This window comes from Microbacterium sp. P2_F9, assembly GCF_056403635.1.
Genome location: NZ_JBFUFC010000076.1, coordinates 1 through 17018 on the forward strand (window position 1 = coordinate 1; position 17018 = coordinate 17018).

At 68.2% G+C, this 17018-nt stretch carries 18 protein-coding genes; 11 read left to right on the forward strand and 7 right to left on the reverse strand.

The window, feature by feature from the left end; genetic code table 11:
- Positions 1-103: 103 nt before the first annotated feature.
- Both AC1DVT_RS09850 and AC1DVT_RS09855 read right to left on the reverse strand, forming a co-directional pair.
- Positions 104-1207, reverse strand: coding sequence for a hypothetical protein (locus AC1DVT_RS09850; protein WP_457099908.1), 1104 nt, complete (start codon positions 1205-1207; stop codon positions 104-106).
- 28 nt (positions 1208-1235) lie between these two features.
- Positions 1236-2171 (reverse strand): aldose 1-epimerase family protein, encoded by a 936-nt coding sequence (locus AC1DVT_RS09855; protein WP_477388543.1) that lies wholly within the window; start codon positions 2169-2171, stop codon positions 1236-1238.
- Positions 2172-2502: 331 nt separating this feature from the next.
- Between AC1DVT_RS09855 and AC1DVT_RS09860 the strand changes: the two genes are divergently transcribed.
- Positions 2503-4533, forward strand: coding sequence for a DEAD/DEAH box helicase (locus tag AC1DVT_RS09860; RefSeq protein WP_477388545.1), 2031 nt, complete (start codon positions 2503-2505; stop codon positions 4531-4533).
- Between the two features lie 77 nt (positions 4534-4610).
- On the opposite strand, the gene AC1DVT_RS09865 is transcribed toward AC1DVT_RS09860, so the two are convergent.
- A complete protein-coding gene (locus tag AC1DVT_RS09865) occupies positions 4611-6740 on the reverse strand; it encodes an intein-containing Rv2578c family radical SAM protein (RefSeq protein ID WP_477388567.1) in 2130 nt (709 codons plus the stop codon).
- A gap of 119 nt (positions 6741-6859) precedes the next feature.
- On the opposite strand from AC1DVT_RS09865, the gene AC1DVT_RS09870 reads away from it, so the two are divergent.
- Together AC1DVT_RS09870 and AC1DVT_RS09875 are read left to right on the forward strand one after the other, a co-directional pair.
- Positions 6860-8248 carry a M15 family metallopeptidase gene (locus AC1DVT_RS09870; RefSeq protein WP_477388547.1) on the forward strand — a complete coding sequence of 463 codons (1389 nt, stop codon included), beginning with the start codon at positions 6860-6862 and terminating at the stop codon, positions 8246-8248.
- Between the two features lie 142 nt (positions 8249-8390).
- Positions 8391-9551, forward strand: coding sequence for an acyl-CoA dehydrogenase family protein (locus AC1DVT_RS09875; protein WP_477388549.1), 1161 nt, complete (start codon positions 8391-8393; stop codon positions 9549-9551).
- A gap of 100 nt (positions 9552-9651) precedes the next feature.
- On the opposite strand, the gene AC1DVT_RS09880 is transcribed toward AC1DVT_RS09875, so the two are convergent.
- The 3 genes from AC1DVT_RS09880 to AC1DVT_RS09890 are packed head-to-tail and all read right to left on the reverse strand — an operon-like array spanning position 9652 to position 11290.
- Positions 9652-10137, reverse strand: a complete 486-nt coding sequence (locus tag AC1DVT_RS09880; RefSeq protein WP_477388551.1) for a GNAT family N-acetyltransferase — start codon at positions 10135-10137, stop codon at positions 9652-9654.
- The gene (locus tag AC1DVT_RS09885) at positions 10134-10850 is read right to left on the reverse strand and encodes a spermidine synthase (protein ID WP_477388553.1); all 717 of its coding nucleotides are present in this window, start codon (positions 10848-10850) and stop codon (positions 10134-10136) included. The genes AC1DVT_RS09880 and AC1DVT_RS09885 overlap by 4 nt, the downstream gene beginning before the upstream one ends.
- A complete protein-coding gene (locus AC1DVT_RS09890) occupies positions 10847-11290 on the reverse strand; it encodes a VOC family protein (RefSeq protein ID WP_477388555.1) in 444 nt (147 codons plus the stop codon). Before AC1DVT_RS09890 ends, AC1DVT_RS09885 begins: the two co-directional genes overlap by 4 nt.
- Positions 11291-11415: 125 nt before the next feature.
- Here AC1DVT_RS09890 and AC1DVT_RS09895 point away from each other — a divergent pair, with 125 nt between their 5' ends.
- From AC1DVT_RS09895 to AC1DVT_RS09925, 7 genes are all read left to right on the forward strand, one after another.
- Positions 11416-11586: a hypothetical protein gene (locus AC1DVT_RS09895; protein WP_457099915.1), complete on the forward strand. Its 171-nt coding sequence runs from the start codon at positions 11416-11418 to the stop codon at positions 11584-11586.
- 90 nt (positions 11587-11676) lie between these two features.
- Positions 11677-13029 (forward strand): D-alanyl-D-alanine carboxypeptidase family protein, encoded by a 1353-nt coding sequence (locus AC1DVT_RS09900; protein WP_477388557.1) that lies wholly within the window; start codon positions 11677-11679, stop codon positions 13027-13029.
- 20 nt (positions 13030-13049) lie between these two features.
- Positions 13050-13934: an LLM class flavin-dependent oxidoreductase gene (locus tag AC1DVT_RS09905; RefSeq protein WP_477388559.1), complete on the forward strand. Its 885-nt coding sequence runs from the start codon at positions 13050-13052 to the stop codon at positions 13932-13934.
- A 35-nt stretch (positions 13935-13969) separates the two neighbouring features.
- Positions 13970-14362 carry an ester cyclase gene (locus AC1DVT_RS09910; RefSeq protein WP_477388561.1) on the forward strand — a complete coding sequence of 131 codons (393 nt, stop codon included), beginning with the start codon at positions 13970-13972 and terminating at the stop codon, positions 14360-14362.
- Between the two features lie 25 nt (positions 14363-14387).
- A complete protein-coding gene (locus tag AC1DVT_RS09915) occupies positions 14388-14816 on the forward strand; it encodes a DUF1801 domain-containing protein (RefSeq protein ID WP_477388563.1) in 429 nt (142 codons plus the stop codon).
- A gap of 33 nt (positions 14817-14849) precedes the next feature.
- Positions 14850-15134: a hypothetical protein gene (locus tag AC1DVT_RS09920; RefSeq protein WP_457099921.1), complete on the forward strand. Its 285-nt coding sequence runs from the start codon at positions 14850-14852 to the stop codon at positions 15132-15134.
- 36 nt (positions 15135-15170) lie between these two features.
- Positions 15171-15557, forward strand: a complete 387-nt coding sequence (locus tag AC1DVT_RS09925) for an MmcQ/YjbR family DNA-binding protein (protein ID WP_457099922.1) — start codon at positions 15171-15173, stop codon at positions 15555-15557.
- 6 nt (positions 15558-15563) lie between these two features.
- Here AC1DVT_RS09925 and AC1DVT_RS09930 read toward each other — a convergent pair whose 3' ends face one another.
- Complete coding sequence (locus AC1DVT_RS09930; RefSeq protein WP_457099923.1) at positions 15564-15776, reverse strand: hypothetical protein; 213 nt, start codon at positions 15774-15776, stop codon at positions 15564-15566.
- A 137-nt stretch (positions 15777-15913) separates the two neighbouring features.
- Between AC1DVT_RS09930 and AC1DVT_RS09935 the strand changes: the two genes are divergently transcribed.
- On the forward strand, positions 15914-17018 hold a 1105-nt coding region (locus AC1DVT_RS09935), incomplete at its 3' end, for a DUF222 domain-containing protein (RefSeq protein WP_477388565.1).

Here is a 17018-nt window from a genome sequence, read left to right on the forward strand (position 1 = left end):
AAAAGCAGACCCGCCGGTCGCGCAAGGACCCCGTCGAGGCCTGATCCTCACGAAATGTCGAAAGCCCGGTGCGTCACGTGACGCACCGGGCTTTCGGCATCTGTCACTGCTGCGACGCGATGCGCTGGGCGGTCACTCCGAGGAACCGGATGAACGTGGCGATCCAGGCGAACACGAGAGCGAAGACGATGATCTCGAATGCGGTGAGTCCGAAGTAGGTGCTCACGAAGAGCGCGACCGAGAGCACGGTCGCAGCGAGGAAGCCCCAAGACGTGACGAAGAAGGTGCGCGGCATCCCCTTGAAGAGTCTCGGAGCGGCGATCAGCAGGCTCGCGTACACGATCGCCATGCCGGTCGCCGAGAGGTTGTGGATCGCCAGGTTCACGTCCACCGGCACGAGACCGACCCCGGCGAGCATGATGCCCATCACCACGAACAGGACAGACACCGTCCGCGGGCTCTTCGTATTGCCGAGCAGCCCGCGGTCGACCAGCACCCGCATGTCGTTGCCGACGTAGACGGCGAAGGTCGTGACCAGCAATCCGCCGGCGATCAGCGTGCCGTTGAAGACGACGCTCGAGATGGAGTCGAAGGTGCCGAGCTGACTGAAGTGCAGCAGCCACCAATCCGGATCGGTGGTGGTCACCATCGAGGTGAGCACGCCGATCAGCACGAACGCCATCAGCAGCGACGACATGCGCTGCGTCGTCATCCGCGATGAGGACGTGTAGGTGAGGTGCCCGGCGAGGCCGAGGGTGATGGCCAACAGTGTGGCCGACCAGAACGGCACCATCGTCAGTCCAATGAAGGCCAGTCCGAGCACGTAATAGAGCGCGAGCGTCGCGAGCATCGCCAGGATCGTGTGGACCACGACCACCGAGATCGTGTTGACCGTGAACTTCCACGGCGCAAGGGTGAGCCGCCACTCCTGTCCGGCGGAGTGCCGCGAGCGCCAGTAGCCGACGCCGGTGGAGGCGGCGGCGACGACCCCGGCCGATACGGCGGCGAGCTGGCCGAATGAGCCATCGCCCGAAAGGGGGAGGCTCGGCCAGACGTAGGCCGAGACCAGCCCGATGATGAGGCCGAGGATGCCGCTGGCCGCGCCGGTCGACAGCCCTTCGGACATGACCCTCAGAGAGGGCGCGGGGGCTCCCTGCGGCGATGCAGCGGAGGCGGGGTGATCGACCGTGTCGACGGGTTCGGGCATAGCGGAATTGTAAGCTCGCCCAACGCCATCAAGGGCGAGCGGCGTCCGCGTCTTCGAACAGCAGTCCCCACCGCAGTTCCCACGTCTCGCCGGGGGTGAGCCAGCGCAGTCCGAGCCCGGAGTTCAGCGCCTCGCCTGGTGCGGTCATCGGCTCGATCGCGATCGAGAGGGGCTGCCCAGGGTAGCGGTCGGTGGTGAAGACCTGGAGGTAGTCGAAACCCTCCCCCTGCCAGAGGGTGAGCCGGCGTCCGTCCGGCGCCGTCAGGCTCGTCCGCACCAGACCGTCGACGTCGCGTGCGAGCGAACTGTAGGCCATGTCGAGATCGACGTCGCCAACCCGGCGCCCGCCGCGAAGGTCGGTCGCGGCATCCACCGGTCCCTGTGAGATCGGGATCTTCTGGTCGTCGAAGAAGAAGCGCGTCGCACCGGACCCCCGCACCTCGAGGTCGGCGGTCGCCACGTCGCCGATGCACAGGTAGGGGTGGGTGCCGAGCGCCACCGGAGCGTCCGACGCGCCGACGTTCGTGATCCGGTGCGTCGCGGTGAGGGCCATGCCGCTGACGGCATAGGTCACCTCGGTGTCGAGCTGGAAGGGATAGCCGGTCTGCGGGAACACCGTCGCGGCGAGGGAGACGGATGCCTCGTCCTGGGCGATCTCGGTGTACGCGCCGAAGCGCAGCAGGCCGTGCGACGCATTGCCGGTCTGGGGCTCCGTGATGGCGAGCTGACGGGTCTCGCCCCGCTGGGTCCAGAGCCCGCCGCGCACGCGACCAGGCCAGGGCACGAGCACCACGCCGGAAGCGGCCGGCGCCGGGGTGCCGAGCGGGTATCGCGGGACGAGATCCACGCCGTCGACGGTGAAGCCGCGCAGCGAAGCGCCGACCTGGGTGATCGACGCGGTGGCGCGCCCGTCCGGGCTGCGCAGCTCGTACTGGGTGCCGGTGGGGTCGGCGGTGCTGTTCATGTCGGCCTCTCCGGGTCGGGTGCGTGCCGGCCCACGCACCATTGTGGTGCTCCGATGTGTCGCGCGCATTGCGACCGGGCGGTGCCTGGCGGGTGACCTCTCAGGTTGGACCGGTAAGGTTCTAAGGTCGGCTCTGGACACTGCGCTGTGCGCAGATGGGTTTGTGAGTCCAAGGGGCCGATGGTGGGAGCGAATCCGCTCCGACGACCATCAGTGAATGGCCCCCGGCCGACGACAGTCCGGGTTACTCCGTGCCGCTTGTGCGGCCGCGCAGCTGTGCGCGTTTCGAGGAGTGCTGTTCTCACGCAGAACAACCCAGAAGGACACCACCATGCCTAAGAGCAAGAAGCCCGCCGGCGGACGCCCGGCCAAGAACTTCGAGCCCCGCTACGGCGCGAAGACCAGCTACCAGGACCGCAAGCGACGCCCCGAAGGCGAGGCTGCCGCACGCGGACCGCAGAAGCCCGGCAGCAAGAGCCCCGGTCACCGCGGCTACCGCGCCGACGCGCCCGAGGCCCCGGCCAAGAAGCGCTGGAACGCGTCGGATCGCGCAGGCCGCGACGAGTCCCGCGGCATCCGCACCCACTCCGCGAGCGACCGTCCCGCGCGCTCCTATGACGACCGCCCCGCGCGTTCGTACGACAACCGCCCCCCGCGGTCGAACGACGACCGTCCGGCCCGTTCGTACGACAGCCGCCCCCCGCGGTCGAACGACGACCGTCCGGCCCGTTCGTACGACAGCAGCCCCCCGCGGTCGAACGACGACCGTCCGGCCCGTTCGTACGACCGCCCGGTTCGCCAGTCGGGCGATGCCCGTCCGGCGCGGGACTTCGGCACCCGCCCGCCGCGTTCCTACGACGATCGCCCGGCTCGTTCGTACGACAGCCGTCCGCCGCGGTCGAACGATGACCGYCCSGCGCGTTCGTACAGCGACCGTCCGGCTCGTTCGTACGACAGCCGTCCGCCGCGTTCGAACGATGACCGTCCGGCGCGTTCGTACAGCGACCGCCCTGCCCGTTCCTACGACGACCGCCCGCGCCGCGACTCCGCGCCGCAGGCGAACCGCTCGGACTGGAACTCCAAGCCCGAGCGCTCCGCAGCCCAGGAGCAGCACGTCGATGTCGTGCACGAGCGCCTGCAGGCTGAGGCCGTTCAGGCCGAGAACGTCGCCGGCACCGGCTTCGGCGACCTGGGCCTCGGCGACAACATCGTCCGCGCCCTCGCCGATCTGGGTGCACCGACGCCTTTCGCGATCCAGGCCGCGACGATCCCGCCGATCATCGAGGGCAAGGACGTGCTCGCCCGTGGTCGGACCGGCTCGGGCAAGACCATCGCGTTCGGCGCACCTCTCGTCGAGAACGTCCTGCGCTCGCAGGCCGGCCAGCGGCGCGAGTTCGGCCGCAAGCCCAAGGCGCTGATCCTCGCGCCGACGCGCGAGCTGGCGCTGCAGATCGACCGCACGATCCAGCCGATCGCCCGCAGCGTGGGCCTGTTCACCACGCAGATCTACGGCGGCGTGCCGCAGGCCCGCCAGGTCGGTGCGCTCCATAAGGGCGTCGACATCATCATCGGCACCCCCGGGCGCATCGAAGACCTCGTGCAGCAGCGCAAGCTCGACCTCTCCGAGGTGCAGGTCGTCGTGATCGACGAGGCCGACCACATGTGCGAGCTCGGGTTCCTCGAGCCCGTCCAGCGGATCCTCCGCCTCACCGCCGACGGCAGCCAGAAGCTCCTCTTCTCGGCGACGCTCGACCGCGAGGTTGCGTCGCTGGTCGACGAGTTCCTCGTCGAGCCGGCCGTCTACGAGGTTGCCGGTGAAGACCAGGACTCGGGTACGATCGAGCACCGCGTGCTCGTCATCGACCAGCGCGACAAGGCTGAGATCCTCACCTCGCTCGTCGACCGCGACGGCAAGACCCTGGTCTTCGCCCGCACTCGTGCGTTCGCCGAGATGCTCGCCGAGCAGTTCGACGACGCAGGTATCCCCGCGCTCGCCCTGCACGGCGACCTCAACCAGGCCAAGCGCACGCGCAACCTCGAGCGGCTCACGTCCGGTCGGGTAAATGTGCTCGTGGCGACGGATGTCGCGGCACGCGGCATCCATGTCGATGACATCAGCCTCGTGGTCCAGGCCGACCCGCCGGACGAGTACAAGACCTACCTGCACCGCTCCGGCCGCACCGGCCGTGCCGGGGCGAGCGGTCGCGTCGTCACGCTCGTGACTCGCCAGCGTCGCCGCCGCATGACCGAGATGCTCGACCGCGCCGAGATCGACGCGCCCTTCGATGACGTGCGCATCGGCGACGACCTGATCGACGAGATCGCCGGACGCCAGGCGTCCGTCGCGGAGATCACGGCCTAGCCTTCGGACGACTCGAATCGCGCCGGTCCCTTCGGGGGTCGGCGCGTTTCGCTTTTCCTGCCCGCCATCAGAAGGTGTCAGAAGAGCATCGCGGGGGCCGGGGTCGATTCGCGCCGCGCGGTGCTTGCCTGCACCGCTCTGCCGCGCGAAGTGACGATCACCGGCGATCCCGCCAGGCCGGGCACTGCGGAGCGGCGCTGGCCMTCCTCTTCGGAGTGCCCGTCGAGCCCGTGCACCCGCACGAGCGGGCGCACCCGTTTGGCGAGCCACGCACGGTAGGCCTTCGGTGCCGTCGCCGACATCCCCGGATACAGCCCGAGATACGACGAGACGAGCTCCGGATGCTCGCGCTCGAGCCACTGCATGAACCAGCCCTTCGCACCGGGCCGCAGATGCAGCGCGCCGTAAACGACCCGGACCGCCCCGGCATCCTTGATCCGCCGCAGCGCATCGTCGATCGCCGCGACCGAATCGGTGAGGTGGGGGAGGATCGGCATGAGGAACACCGTCACCTCGAAGCCCGCCTCGGTCGCCGCTCGCACAGTATCGAGCCGCGCCGACGCGGTCGGCGTGCCCGGTTCGACCGACTTCTGCAGGGCGTCGTCGAACACCGCGATCGACATCGCGATCGAGACGGAGACGGATGCCGCGGCCTCGCGCAGCAGCGGAAGGTCTCGGCGCAGCAGCGTTCCCTTCGTGAGGATCGAGAACGGCGTGCCCGCGTCGGTCAGCGCCGACACGATCCCCGGCATGAGCCGGTAGCGTCCCTCCGCACGCTGATACGGGTCGGTGTTCGTGCCCAGCATGACCGGATCGCGCTGCCAGGAGCCGCGGGCGAGCTCGCGGCGGAGCACCCCGGCGACGTTGATCTTGACGACGATCTGCGAGTCGAAGTCGTGCCCCGCGTCGAGGTCGAGGTATTCGTGGGTCGCCCGGGCGAAGCAGTTGTGGCTGATGACGCCGTTGGCGATGAAATCGCCGGTGCCTGTCGTGATGTCGACCATCTCGATGTCATGCCCGAGATCCTCGATACTCACAACCCGGAGGTCGGCGACCGTCTTGACCGCAGTGCCCACGATGTCGATCTTCCGGGTGATCGCTGGCTCGGTGATTCGGAAGAATCGCTGTCGCATGGGGAGTCCACCTGACACGCGGACGTTGCGAACACCGTTCGCGTTCACCGGCTCGACGACGTGAGACAAACCGTGCGCGGTGAGGGCCTCGCCGATCAGCCGGAGCACCTCCGGATCTTTGTTGCTGATCCGAAGGATGCCGCCCGAGTGAGAGCCTTCCGCATCGAAGATTCCCGCCAGGAACCCCGCATGCCAGGCATGGGTCCGCAACCGCGGGACTGTGATGATCCTTTCGATCGCGTCCACGTCCGCTCGACGTGCGGAGTGGATCGCGGTCATGGCGCGTCGCGTCGCGGTGGCCGTCGTGAAAGGTCGTGTGTCGGTGGCTATCCCCTMGTCGGCGAGAAGTTGTCGGGTTCGATCGAGTGCCTCAACGTCGGCCAGCGCGAGCCGGAAGCGATGGATCGCCCTTGTGCGAACAAGATCCGTATACGAGCGATGGAACAGCATCCCGTCGCCGCGGATCATGCCAGAGAGGTAACCCCGCCGATAGTCGCCGCCGAGATGAGGGCCGAGGACGGCGCGACCGCCGAGGCCGAAACCCATCAGTCGGTTGTTGGTGGTGAGGTACGGCCGCTGATCTGCTCCACCCATCGCGCCTTTGACATGCTTCCACCCGCGTTCAGTGAGGAAGCGGTGGTCACCGCTCGCGACGAGTTCCGTTCCGTCCGCGAGAGTGACGCGGTAAGCGCGCTTGCGTGTCGCCCACTTCGCCGCGACGTGCGTCCGGACGTAGCGACGGTAGTCGCCACGCTGCTCCGTTCCGATGATCTCCTGACCGATCGTGAGCTCGTCGATGCGCCGCTGCCGACCGTCCGCGCAGAGCACCAGCGTGTCGGGACCTACGCAGTAGGAGCAAGCATGACTGCATCCGCGATACGGGTTCACCGTCCAGTCGAACGGCATCGCGGAGGCCCCAGGCACATGATTGAGGGCGCTCTTGCTCATCACCTCGTGGAACGTCATGCCGGAGAACTCGGGCGTCGTCACCGATCGCACCAGTCCATTGAGCTGTTCCATGCCGGGCAGGGCCGCGGCATCCGCCACTCCCAGTTCCTGACCTTGCCATCGCACCATCCCATGAGAACAGACGTACGAATGTGTGTCAAGCAGAATAGAACAAAAAGACGATTAGAATGCCGCGAATCGGTCATGCCTGAATCCGTCGCGGCAACTCGGGGGAGAATGGCTGAGTGACGGCACCCGGACCGCACGCTCCGCCCACGAGCCGTCGCGCGGCTCGCGAGCCGCGCGACGACACTGGTGCGCCCGAACGGCAGGCGGACGCGGCGAACTCCGACTCGTCTGCGGCGAACTGGGACGACCTTCCGGAATGGGTGGGAGCAACGTCACCCGCTCCGGTGCCCGCGCGCCACCGCTCGAACTATGTTCCGGCGACGGGGCCGGCTCCCGGCGTTGAGAATGCCCGGGAGACCCCGGACGGGGCGACCCGAACGCCGGCGACGCCGACTGCAACCGGCCTGACCCGTCGCGAGCTCCGCGCGCGGGAGGCCGCTGTGCCAGCCGCCCCAGCACAGCAGCACAACCGCACAGAAGAGCCCCCGGCCACCACCGGCCCGACCCGTCGGGAGGTGCGTGGGACCGAGCTGCTCGAGTCCGACGTCACGCCGGCCCGGCATCTGCGCACCCGGCGGGCGGCATGGATCCGGGCGGGGTTCGGTCTTGTCGCCGCTGCCGCGCTGCTGATCGGCGGCACGATGGCCATCACGGCGGCGGTGACGACGCCCATGAAGACGACCGCCACCCGAACCGTCGCCGACGAGCCTGATCCCGTCCCACTTCCCGAGTCGGTGGCGGCGATTCCCGCTCCGTCGTCGTCCGCGGTTCCGGCGCTGGTCGATGTCTGTGCGAACCCGGAATTCGTCGCCGCGATCGGCGCGGGCGACGATACGACCGCGCTCGCGCTCGCCGGGGGTGCCGAGCCGTTCCGGGCCACGGTGGCGGCGGGCACGGCACCGTGCGTTCCCCTGGACGACCCGGCGCACGTTTGGGTGCTTGTCAACAAGACCCGGCCGTACGACCCGATCGACTACCGGCCGTCGCCCCTGGGCGCGCCCGCAGCCGTGCGCGACATCAGCGGCGGATCGCTTCGCACGGATGCCGCAGCCGCCCTCACCACGATGGTCGCAGCCGCGAAGACCGCCGGTGCGGGCGAGATCGCGCTCGACAGCGGGTATCGGTCCTACCGGACGCAGCAGTCGACCTACGGAGCACAGGTGTCGGCGAATGGGCGGGCGCACGCCGACACCGTCAGCGCGCGGCCCGGCTACAGCGAGCACCAGTCCGGACTCGCTGCCGACGTCACGGCCTGTTCGGGCGGCTGCGTCGGGCTCGAGAGCTTCGCCGGCACGGCGCAGCAGCAGTGGGTGGCCGCGCACTCGTGGGAGTTCGGGTGGATCGTCCGTTATGAGGACGGGTACACCGACATCACCGGCTACTCGCCGGAGCCCTGGCATCTGCGCTACGTCGGCCCCGAGCTCGCGGCGGAGTATCACGCGGGCGCCTGGCACACGCTCGAACAGTTCCTCGGCATGCCCGCGGCGCCGGACTACGTCGGCTGAGCCTGCGCGCGACCGAGGTGGCGGCATCCGCAGTCCGTGATACCGAGTACCGTTATAGGTGAGATGCAATGTCATCCGCCGCGCGATCGTCCGGGTCTTCCTGGTCTGTAATCGCCGGGCAGACTTCAACGAGGAGGGGCGCATGGAGCGCGACATCTACGACGAGGACCACGAGGCGTTCCGCGACGTCGTCAAGGAGTTCATCAAGCGCTACGTGACGAACGAGGCGCGGGAGCGGTGGGATGCCGCGGGCGAGGTCGATCGTGCGACCATGCTGGCCGCAGGCGAGTCGGGCCTCATTGGACTCTCGGTCCCAGAGGAGTTCGGCGGCGCCGGGATGCTTCAGGACTACCGCTTCCGCGCCATCGTCAACGAAGAGGTGATCCTCGCCGGCGCAGGCTCGCTCGCCGGCGCCTTCGGCATCCAGGACGACCTCGCCATCCCCTACCTCGTGCACATGGGCACGCAGGAGCAGAAGGAGAAGTGGCTCCCCGGCATGGCGACCGGCGAGATCCTCGGCGCCCTCGCGATGAGCGAGCCCGGCGCGGGCAGCGACCTCCGCGGCATCAAGACCACCGCCAAGCGGGTCGAGGGCGGATACATCGTCAATGGCGCGAAGACGTTCATCTCGAGCGGCAAGACCGCCGATGTCATCGTCACGTTCGTCAAGACCGGCGAGGGCAACAAGGCGGATGCCTTCAGCCTGCTGCTGATCGAGAACGGCATGGCGGGCTTCGACCACGGCAAGAAGCTCCACAAGATGGGCTTCCAGGGCCACGACACCGCCGAGCTGTCCTTCAGCGACGTGTTCGTTCCGGAAGAGAACCTGATCAGCGGCAAGGAGGGCCAGGGGTTCATCCAGCTGATGATGAACCTGCCGCTCGAGCGCCTCTCGATCGGCATCGCGGGCGCCGCCGCGGCCGAGGCCGCGCTGAAGTGGACGCTGGCGTACACGAAGGACCGCGAGGCCTTCGGCGAGCGGATCATCGACTTCCAGAACACCCGCTTCAAGCTGGCCGAGGTCGCGACCACGGTCGACGCCCTGTGGGCGTACATGGACCGTGCCCTGCTCGCCTACAAGGACGGCAAGCTCTCGGCTGTGGAGGCCGCGAAGGTCAAGTTCTGGGCGACCGAGCGCGAATGGGATGTCATCGACGTCTGCGTGCAGCTGCACGGCGGCTACGGGTACATCACCGAGTACCCGATCGCCCGCGCGTTCCTCGACGCGCGCGTGCACCGCATCTACGGCGGCACGAACGAGATCATGCGCGAAATCGTCGGCCGCGAGCTCGCCAAGCGCTGACTTCGCGACGAAGCGCGGATGCCGCGGCCTGAGGCCCATCGAGGGCCCGGGTCGCGGCATCCTTTGGTCCGCGGGCGGCGGATTCGGGGTCAGTTGGGCGCTACGACAGCAGTTTGCGCAGGTAGACCAGCTCCACCGCGGGCAGCGCGACCCGATGCGTTTCCACATAACCCTCGCGTTGGTACAGGCGAAGATTCGCGACACTGAGCGCTCCGGTGAAGAGCTCGGCCTCCGCGGCATCCGATCGCGCCTCGACGGCTTGGAGCAGCCGGGTTCCGATTCCCCGACCCTGCAGATCGGGGACCACCGCGAGGCGTCCGATTCTCAGCACATCTCCGACCGATCGCGCCCTGACGGAGCCCACCATCCGCGATCCGACCAGCGCCACGCAGCCGCTGTTCGTCGCGAGTTCCGCTTTCAGCTCGTCGAACGTCTGGGTGAGTGCCGGGGTGTCGAGCGTGTCGTAGAGAATCGCCTCCTCGATGAAGGCCGCCCGCTGGAGGGTGAACACCTCGGCCGCATCGGTGACGACAATGGGGCGGATCCGAACATCGAGCAGCTCCTCAGAAGAGGTCGCGCCGCTCACCGGGTCTCCTGCCGCCGGGTTGCGACGTAGACCGTGTTCGATGAGGTGCCGCCGGTGAGGCGGTTGGCGAACGTCACGACGTGCGCTGCGCTGTCGTCGAGGACCGAGGAGAGCGTGGTCATGAAGTCGGCGTCGGGGGGATCGTCCGACCACAGCGCGAAGACGCCCCGGTCGGCGAGGTGCTGGGCGAGGGATTCGAGTCCGGTCGCGGTGTAGAGGTCGGCGTGACTCGGATCGAGGGTGTGACGTGGGGAATGATCGACATCGAGCAGGATGGCGTCGTACCGGACATCCTCTGGCGCGGGCGGCCGGCGCACCACGGCGAAGAAGTCGTCGTGGACCAGCGTGACCCGCGGATCCCGCACCAGCTGCGCGGACACCGGGAGGAGTTCGCGCTCATGCCACCCGATGACCGCGGGGAGCGCATCGATCACATCCAGCCTGCGCACGCGGTCATCGTGCAAGGCCGTCGCGGCCGTGTAACCCAGGCCCAGCCCTCCCACGAGCACGTTCAGGTCGGCGCCTTCGACCGCAGCGAGGCCCAGTGTCGCGAGCTCCTCCTCGGCGACGGTGAACAGGCTCGACATCAGGTACTCGTCCTTCAGCTTCACCTCGTAGATCAGCTCACCCGTCTCCGCGTCGGCACGCCGGCGGAGGGTCAGTTCGCCCATCCGCGTCTCTTGCCAGTCGAGCTCTTCGAATCGAGCGATCATGTAGGGTCCCTTTTCAATTCCTCGGCGAGCATCACGATGATGCCGCTGGGTCCGCGGACGTAGGTGAGCTTGTAGATGTCCTGGTAGGTGGCCACGCCGCGCAGCGGCAGGCAGCCGTGCCTCGCAGCGATTGCCAGCGCCTCGTCGATGTCGTCGACCGAGAAGGCGACGCGGTGCATGCCGATCTCGTTGGGACGGGTAGGTTCTGTCTCGATCGCCTCCGGGTGGAGGTACTCGAAGAGCTCGAGGGTGCCGAGTCCGTCCGGGGTCTGCAGCATCGCGATGTTGGCGTGGTTGCCGTCTAGACCCACCGCGGTGTCGGTCCACTCGCCACTGACCGTGTCGCGACCGATCACCGTGAGACCGAGGTCGGTGAAGAAGGCGATCGTCGCGTCGAGGTCGCGAACGGCGATGCCGACGTTCTCGAGTTTGATGGCCATGGGTTCCTCCTAGGGGCGAGGCTACCCGCCGACCCGAATCGTCGTCACGACGAGTGGAACGCCAGCCTGCGCCCCAGCGGCGAAATCGGCCTACGCTGTGGATGTCGCTGACCGAAGGAGCCGCCGTGTCCACTCCCAACGAGCACTCCCCGGAGCATCACATCCCCGGCCCAGATGAGCCGAGCGTCCCCGAGCTCGAGGTCGACGAGAACATCGCGCCGCGCCCGGAGGAGGAGATCGCCGACGTGCTGCGGTCGACACCTGACGTCGCAGACCACAGCCGGCATCCGGAGTGATGGAGGGTCCCCGTCGGGGCCGGGCAGCTGATTGGTCGTCCTATCCGTGCTGATGCAGGATGGAATCTCTTCACTCATCAACGGGGCAGTATGACGACGCAGGATCGATCGCCGGATGAGCTTTCCGACTTCGCGGAGCTGATGCGGCACGAGGAAGAGTTCCCCGATCACGCGCCACAGTTCGAACCCAAGGCGCGACGTGCCCGCCGGCGCCGGGGCCTGATCATCACCTCGGTCGTGATCGCGGTCGTGGTCGGCGCGCCCGGAGGCTACGTCGGCTGGGCTCTGAACGCGCCGCTGAGCGCACCGGTCGTCGCATCGCAGGCGCCGCATGCGCCGGTGCAGGATGCCGCCGCGATCGTCCTCCCCGTGGATGGCGCCTCGGCGATCAGCATCTCCGGAGCCGATGAGTACCTCGGCACCACGGCAAGCGGCATCTGGACCAGCAGCGGCACCAACGATCCTCGCCCGATCGCGAGCATCAGCAAACTGATCACCGCGCTCGTGGTCCTCGACGCGAAGCCGCTAGCGGGCGCCGACGATCCCGGACCCACGATCACCTTCCACAAGGCCGACCACGACCTCTACGACAAGTACTACGTGATGGGCGCGAAGATCGCCGCGATGCCGACCGGCAGCGCGATGTCGCTGCGCGACGCCCTCGCGACGATGCTGATCCCGTCGGCGAGCAACTATGCCGAGGCGGTGTCCACCTGGGCGTTCGGGTCCCAAGGCAGGTTCCTCAGCGCGGCGCGGCAGTGGCTCTCCGCGCACGCTCTCACCGGCACCACGATCGTCGAGCCGACCGGCATCAGCCCTCGCAACACGAGCACTCCGAGCGACCTCATCGCCATCGGAAAGCTCGCTGCCGCGGATCCAGCGATCGCGCAGATCGCCGCGACTTCCTACCTGGAACTCAGCGGCCCCGGCGGAATGTCCAACACCAACGATCTGCTGGGCCGCGACGGGATCACGGGGCTCAAGACCGGCAATCTGGGCGACGGAAACTACAGCCTGCTGTACACGGCATCCCTCGATGTCGGAGCGGCTCAGCCGCTGAGCGTCACCGGAGTGATGCTCGGCGGCTACTCCCGAGCCGCTGTCGACGAAGTCGTCCTCACTCTGCTGCACAGCATCCGCGATGGCTTCCACTCCGTGCAGCTGGCGACAGACGGCCAGGAAGTCGGCACCCTTACGACACCCTGGGGCTCGACCGCGCATTTGGTGCTGGGCGACGGCGCCTCGATCTTCACGTGGTCGGACACCCCGATCACCGTGACGACGGACACGACGACGCCCACGACCTACAAAGATGGCGAGGTCGTCGGGACTGTCACATGGACGGCCGGGCCGAACACCGTGACAGCAGACGTCGAAATCGAGGGGAGCATCATCCCGCCGACTGAGTGGTGGCGGCTCACCCACCCATCCGAACTCGGCTAGGCCGGCGTAGCGTGGCGGGGATGAGACACGGAATCGTCATCCTGCCGCAAGAGAGCTGGCCCATGGCAGCGCGTCGGTGGCGCCAGGCCGAGGAGTACGGGTTCGATCACGCATGGACGTACGACCACCTGTCCTGGCGGAGTCTCGCGGATCAGCCGTGGCATGCGACGATCCCGACCCTGACGGCCGCGGCGACCGTCACGGACCGCATCGGTCTCAGGCTCTTCGTCGCGAGCCCGAACTACCGGCATCCGGTGCCGTTCGCGAAGGAGCTCGCGACGCTGGACGACATCGCGGGCGGACGCGTGCTGGTCGGTGTCGGGTCGGGGGGAACCGGCTTCGATGCGTACGTTCTCGGTCAGACGGAGCTCACCCCGCGCCAGCGGCACGAGAGGTTCGTCGCGTTCGTCGACGCCCTGGATGCGCTGCTGCGATTCGAACAGCCCGGCTCGGGCGGGATCTCGTTCCCCGGCGACTGGTTCGTCGCGCACCAGGCGCGGATGGTCGGCGCACCCGCGCGGCAGCCCCGGATGCCGCTGCTCATCGCCGGCAACGGGCCGAAGGCCATCCGGCTCGCTGCACGAAAAGGCGAGGGATGGGTGACCACCGGCGGGAGTGAAGACGATCGCGAGGAGTGGTGGTCGGGGATAGCCGCTCTCGCCGCGCGGTTCGACGCCGAGTACGAGGCATCCGGTCGTTCGGAGGATGTCGCCCGCATTCTGTCGATCGACATCGAGTCCGACTACTCGCTCGCGAGCGCCGCAGCGTACGAGGACGCCGTGGGCCGCGCGGAGTCGCTCGGCTTCACCGATGTGGTCGCGCACTGGCCGCGGGCGGAGGGGATCTACGCCGGAGAGGAGTCCGTCCTCGACGAGATAGCTGGCTTGCTCTCCAACTCGCGCTAGCGATCGGCCGCGCGGCCGCCGCTGATAATGAGGTGGTGGAGCCGTGGGAGATGCGCGAGTGGTACGCCGAATTTCTCGACGCGTGCAACCGGCACGACCTCGACGCGATCCGCTCCTTCGTCGATCCTGCGGTGCGGCGTGCGCACCTGCCGGGCGGCGCCGATGCGTGGGTGGCCGACATGGCCGACCTGTTCCGCGCGTTTCCCGACTGGCGCTGGCGTCGCATCCAGCTGGTCGTCGAGGACGATCGTGTCGCCGCCCACCTGCGCGCCAGCGGTACACACCTCGGGGAGTTCCGCGGTATCGCGCCGACGCGACGACACGCGAACGTCGCCGAGTTCGCGATGTACCGCGTGACAAAAGGGCGCATCGCGGAGTTCTCCGGGAACACCAGCAACGTCGAACTCCTCGCCCAGCTCGAGGGATGACGGGTTCTGAATCACACTGTCAGTCATGAGTGAACCGAAGACGAAACCGACGGATGCCGATGTGCACGAGTTCCTCGAGGCCGCCGCGACGCCCCGCCGACGTGAGGAAGGGCTGCGGCTCGCCGAGATCTTCGGCGAGGTCACTGGTGTGGACCCGGTCATGTGGGGACCCACGATGGTGGGATATGGCAGCTTCCGCTACATCTCCCGCGCCAACCCGCGCACCCGCGGGAACTGGTTCAAGACGGGGTTCTCGCCGCGCAAGGCGCAGCTGACGTTCTACGGTCTGAACGACCTTCCGGAGGCAGAGGCGCTTCTTCCGAAGCTGGGCACGTACACGCAGGGCGTGAGCTGCGTCTACGCCAGGAAGCTCGACGACCTCGACCTCGACGTGCTGCGCCAGCTGATCGCGATCGCGTGGACGCGACAGGACGACACCGAGCCCACGCGGTGAACATGCGCGGACTCCCGCGCTACGGTCGAAGGTGTGACCCGCCGCATCGAACTGACGCTGCACAAGCCCTGGTTCGCGCTCTATGCCTGGATCAAGCCGACGCTCGTCATCGCGGGGCGCGGTCAGCCGGTGCAGTGGGGCCTCGGCACCTGGCAGGTTCCCGCCGACCAGCCGGTGGTGCTCGGCGTGTTCCTTTTCAACCGCCTATGGCGGTTCGGCCAGGCCGAGTTCGTGCTCGAACCGACCCACCCTCCGGCGCTGGAGTACCGGGCGCCCGCGCTGCCCTTCCTCCGTGGTCGGATGCGCCTCCAGGGGTAGTGGATCGCTGTCCGCGGCGCGGAATACGCTGGCATCGTGGCCACTCTTGATGACCTGCGCCGCATCGCTGCCAGACTGCCTGGCAGCGAAGAGCGTGCGACGACCGGTGGCGCCGCGTGGTTCGTGCGCCGCAAGCTGTACGCGTGGGAGTGCCAGCCGTGGCCGAGCACGCCTGCAGACATCCGCGAGATCCTCGAGGCTGAACTCGTCGTCGGCGTGAAGGTCGCCGACCCCTTGGACACGCTGGCCCTTGTCCAGATGGCGCCGGACGTGTTCCTGCGCACGTCGACGACGTGGGGCGAGCCGAAGATCGCGTTCCGCATGGCCGGCATCGACGACGACCATCTCGCCGAACTGGTGATGGATGCGTGGCGGGTCCAGGCGCCGAAGTATCTCCAGGCTGAACTCGACGCCGGCTCGTAGCAGCAGTCAGGCGCCCTTTTCGATCCAGTTCACCGGGAGGAACGGGCTGTAGACGTAGACGATCTTGTCTCCCTTGCGGTCGATCTCGATCGTTCCGCTGCCCGCCTTCATCGCGGTGACGATCTGAGACCGGACGGTCGCCCACACCACGGGATCCGTGAAATGGAACTTCGCGTTGTAAGGACTGATCCCGATGTAGAGGGTGACGTCAGTGGCCATGCACGCACCCTATCGGGGCAGCGTCACGCGCAGCTGAAGCCCACCCTGCGCTCGGTCTCGAAAAGTTGTTTGAAAACTTCTTCTGATCAGGACAATCTCGTGGTCGGAATGTCGGTGGCCCTCGGCAGAATTGGGGTATGAAGGACCTCATCGATCGTCTCGAAGCACTCGACGCGATGGTCGCTGAGGTCGTGTCCGAGGCTGTGACGAGCGGCGCTTTGAGGATCGCCGACGAGGCCGATGTCGTCCACCTGCTCGCGACGACGGCGCGGGTCGGCCGGCGGATCGACGGCGTGTTGGTCGAGGCGGTCGGCGAGGTGGAGGCGCGGTCGTCTTCGGGTGATCGGGACGATCGGATGACGACCCGGTTCGGCTGCCATGACGTCAGCGAACTGGTGGAGCGGGCCACGCTGTGCTCCCGGTCGTCGGTGTCGCGGCTGCGCCGCGCCTCGAGTGCGGTGCAGCGTGAGGTGTCGCTCACCACGGGTGAGCTGCTGGAGCCGGCGCTCCCGGGTATGCGGACGGCGCTGTGCGAGGGGCTCGTCGGCGTCGACGGGCTGGTCGCGGTCGCCGGTCCGCTGCTGTCGGCGGGGTCGCGGATCTCCCGGGAGGGGCTGCTCGCCGCCGACGCGGCACTGGCCGCCGCGGCGCGCGGTGAGGGTCCGGATGGTGGGCCGCCCATGGGCGCCGACCTGCTGCGGGTGCAGGCGCAGGCATGGTCGATCGCGCTGGATCAAGACGGCGCCGAACCGCGGGAGCGGATGACCGAGCGCAAACGCTCGTTCACGCTCGGGTCTCCGACCGACTGGGGGGTCCCGTGCCGGGGGAACCTGATGCCCGAGGTGGCCGCGCAGCTGCAGATGATCTTCGACGCGCACAGCAACCCGGCCTACCACGGCGTCCGGTTCGCCGAAGAGTYCCCCGGCGACGGGGAGCCCGATGACGCGGTGGTTCCGCGCGACTTCCGGACGCGSGCGCAGCAGCAGCACGACGCGCTCGCGAGYGCCCTGTCGGTCGCGGCSTCCAGTGGKCTGCTGCCCACGATCGGCGGCGCCGCCCCCACCCTGATCGTGTCCGTCCGCGAAGAAGACGCCCAGCGCGGCACGGGATACGCGCACGCGCAGGGCTGCGACCTGCCGCTCGGGATGGCGGCGGCGCTGCATGTCGGCTGCGCCGGCACCATCCAGCGGATCACGTCCCGGGACGACGGCCGCATCGTCCGGATCGGCATCGAAGAGCGCG

Excerpts from the sequence above, each read along its gene's own strand:
- AC1DVT_RS09930 (WP_457099923.1), bottom strand. The coding sequence starts at position 15,776 with ATGGCCACTGACGTCACCCTCTACATCGGGATCAGTCCTTACAACGCG.
- AC1DVT_RS09900 (WP_477388557.1), top strand. The coding sequence starts at position 11,677 with ATGACGACGCAGGATCGATCGCCGGATGAGCTTTCCGACTTCGCGGAG.
- AC1DVT_RS09885 (WP_477388553.1), bottom strand. The coding sequence starts at position 10,850 with ATGATCGCTCGATTCGAAGAGCTCGACTGGCAAGAGACGCGGATGGGC.
- AC1DVT_RS09855 (WP_477388543.1), bottom strand. The coding sequence starts at position 2,171 with ATGAACAGCACCGCCGACCCCACCGGCACCCAGTACGAGCTGCGCAGC.
- AC1DVT_RS09850 (WP_457099908.1), bottom strand. The coding sequence starts at position 1,207 with ATGCCCGAACCCGTCGACACGGTCGATCACCCCGCCTCCGCTGCATCG.
- AC1DVT_RS09875 (WP_477388549.1), top strand. The coding sequence starts at position 8,391 with ATGGAGCGCGACATCTACGACGAGGACCACGAGGCGTTCCGCGACGTC.
- AC1DVT_RS09905 (WP_477388559.1), top strand. The coding sequence starts at position 13,050 with ATGAGACACGGAATCGTCATCCTGCCGCAAGAGAGCTGGCCCATGGCA.
- AC1DVT_RS09890 (WP_477388555.1), bottom strand. The coding sequence starts at position 11,290 with ATGGCCATCAAACTCGAGAACGTCGGCATCGCCGTTCGCGACCTCGAC.
- AC1DVT_RS09915 (WP_477388563.1), top strand. The coding sequence starts at position 14,388 with ATGAGTGAACCGAAGACGAAACCGACGGATGCCGATGTGCACGAGTTC.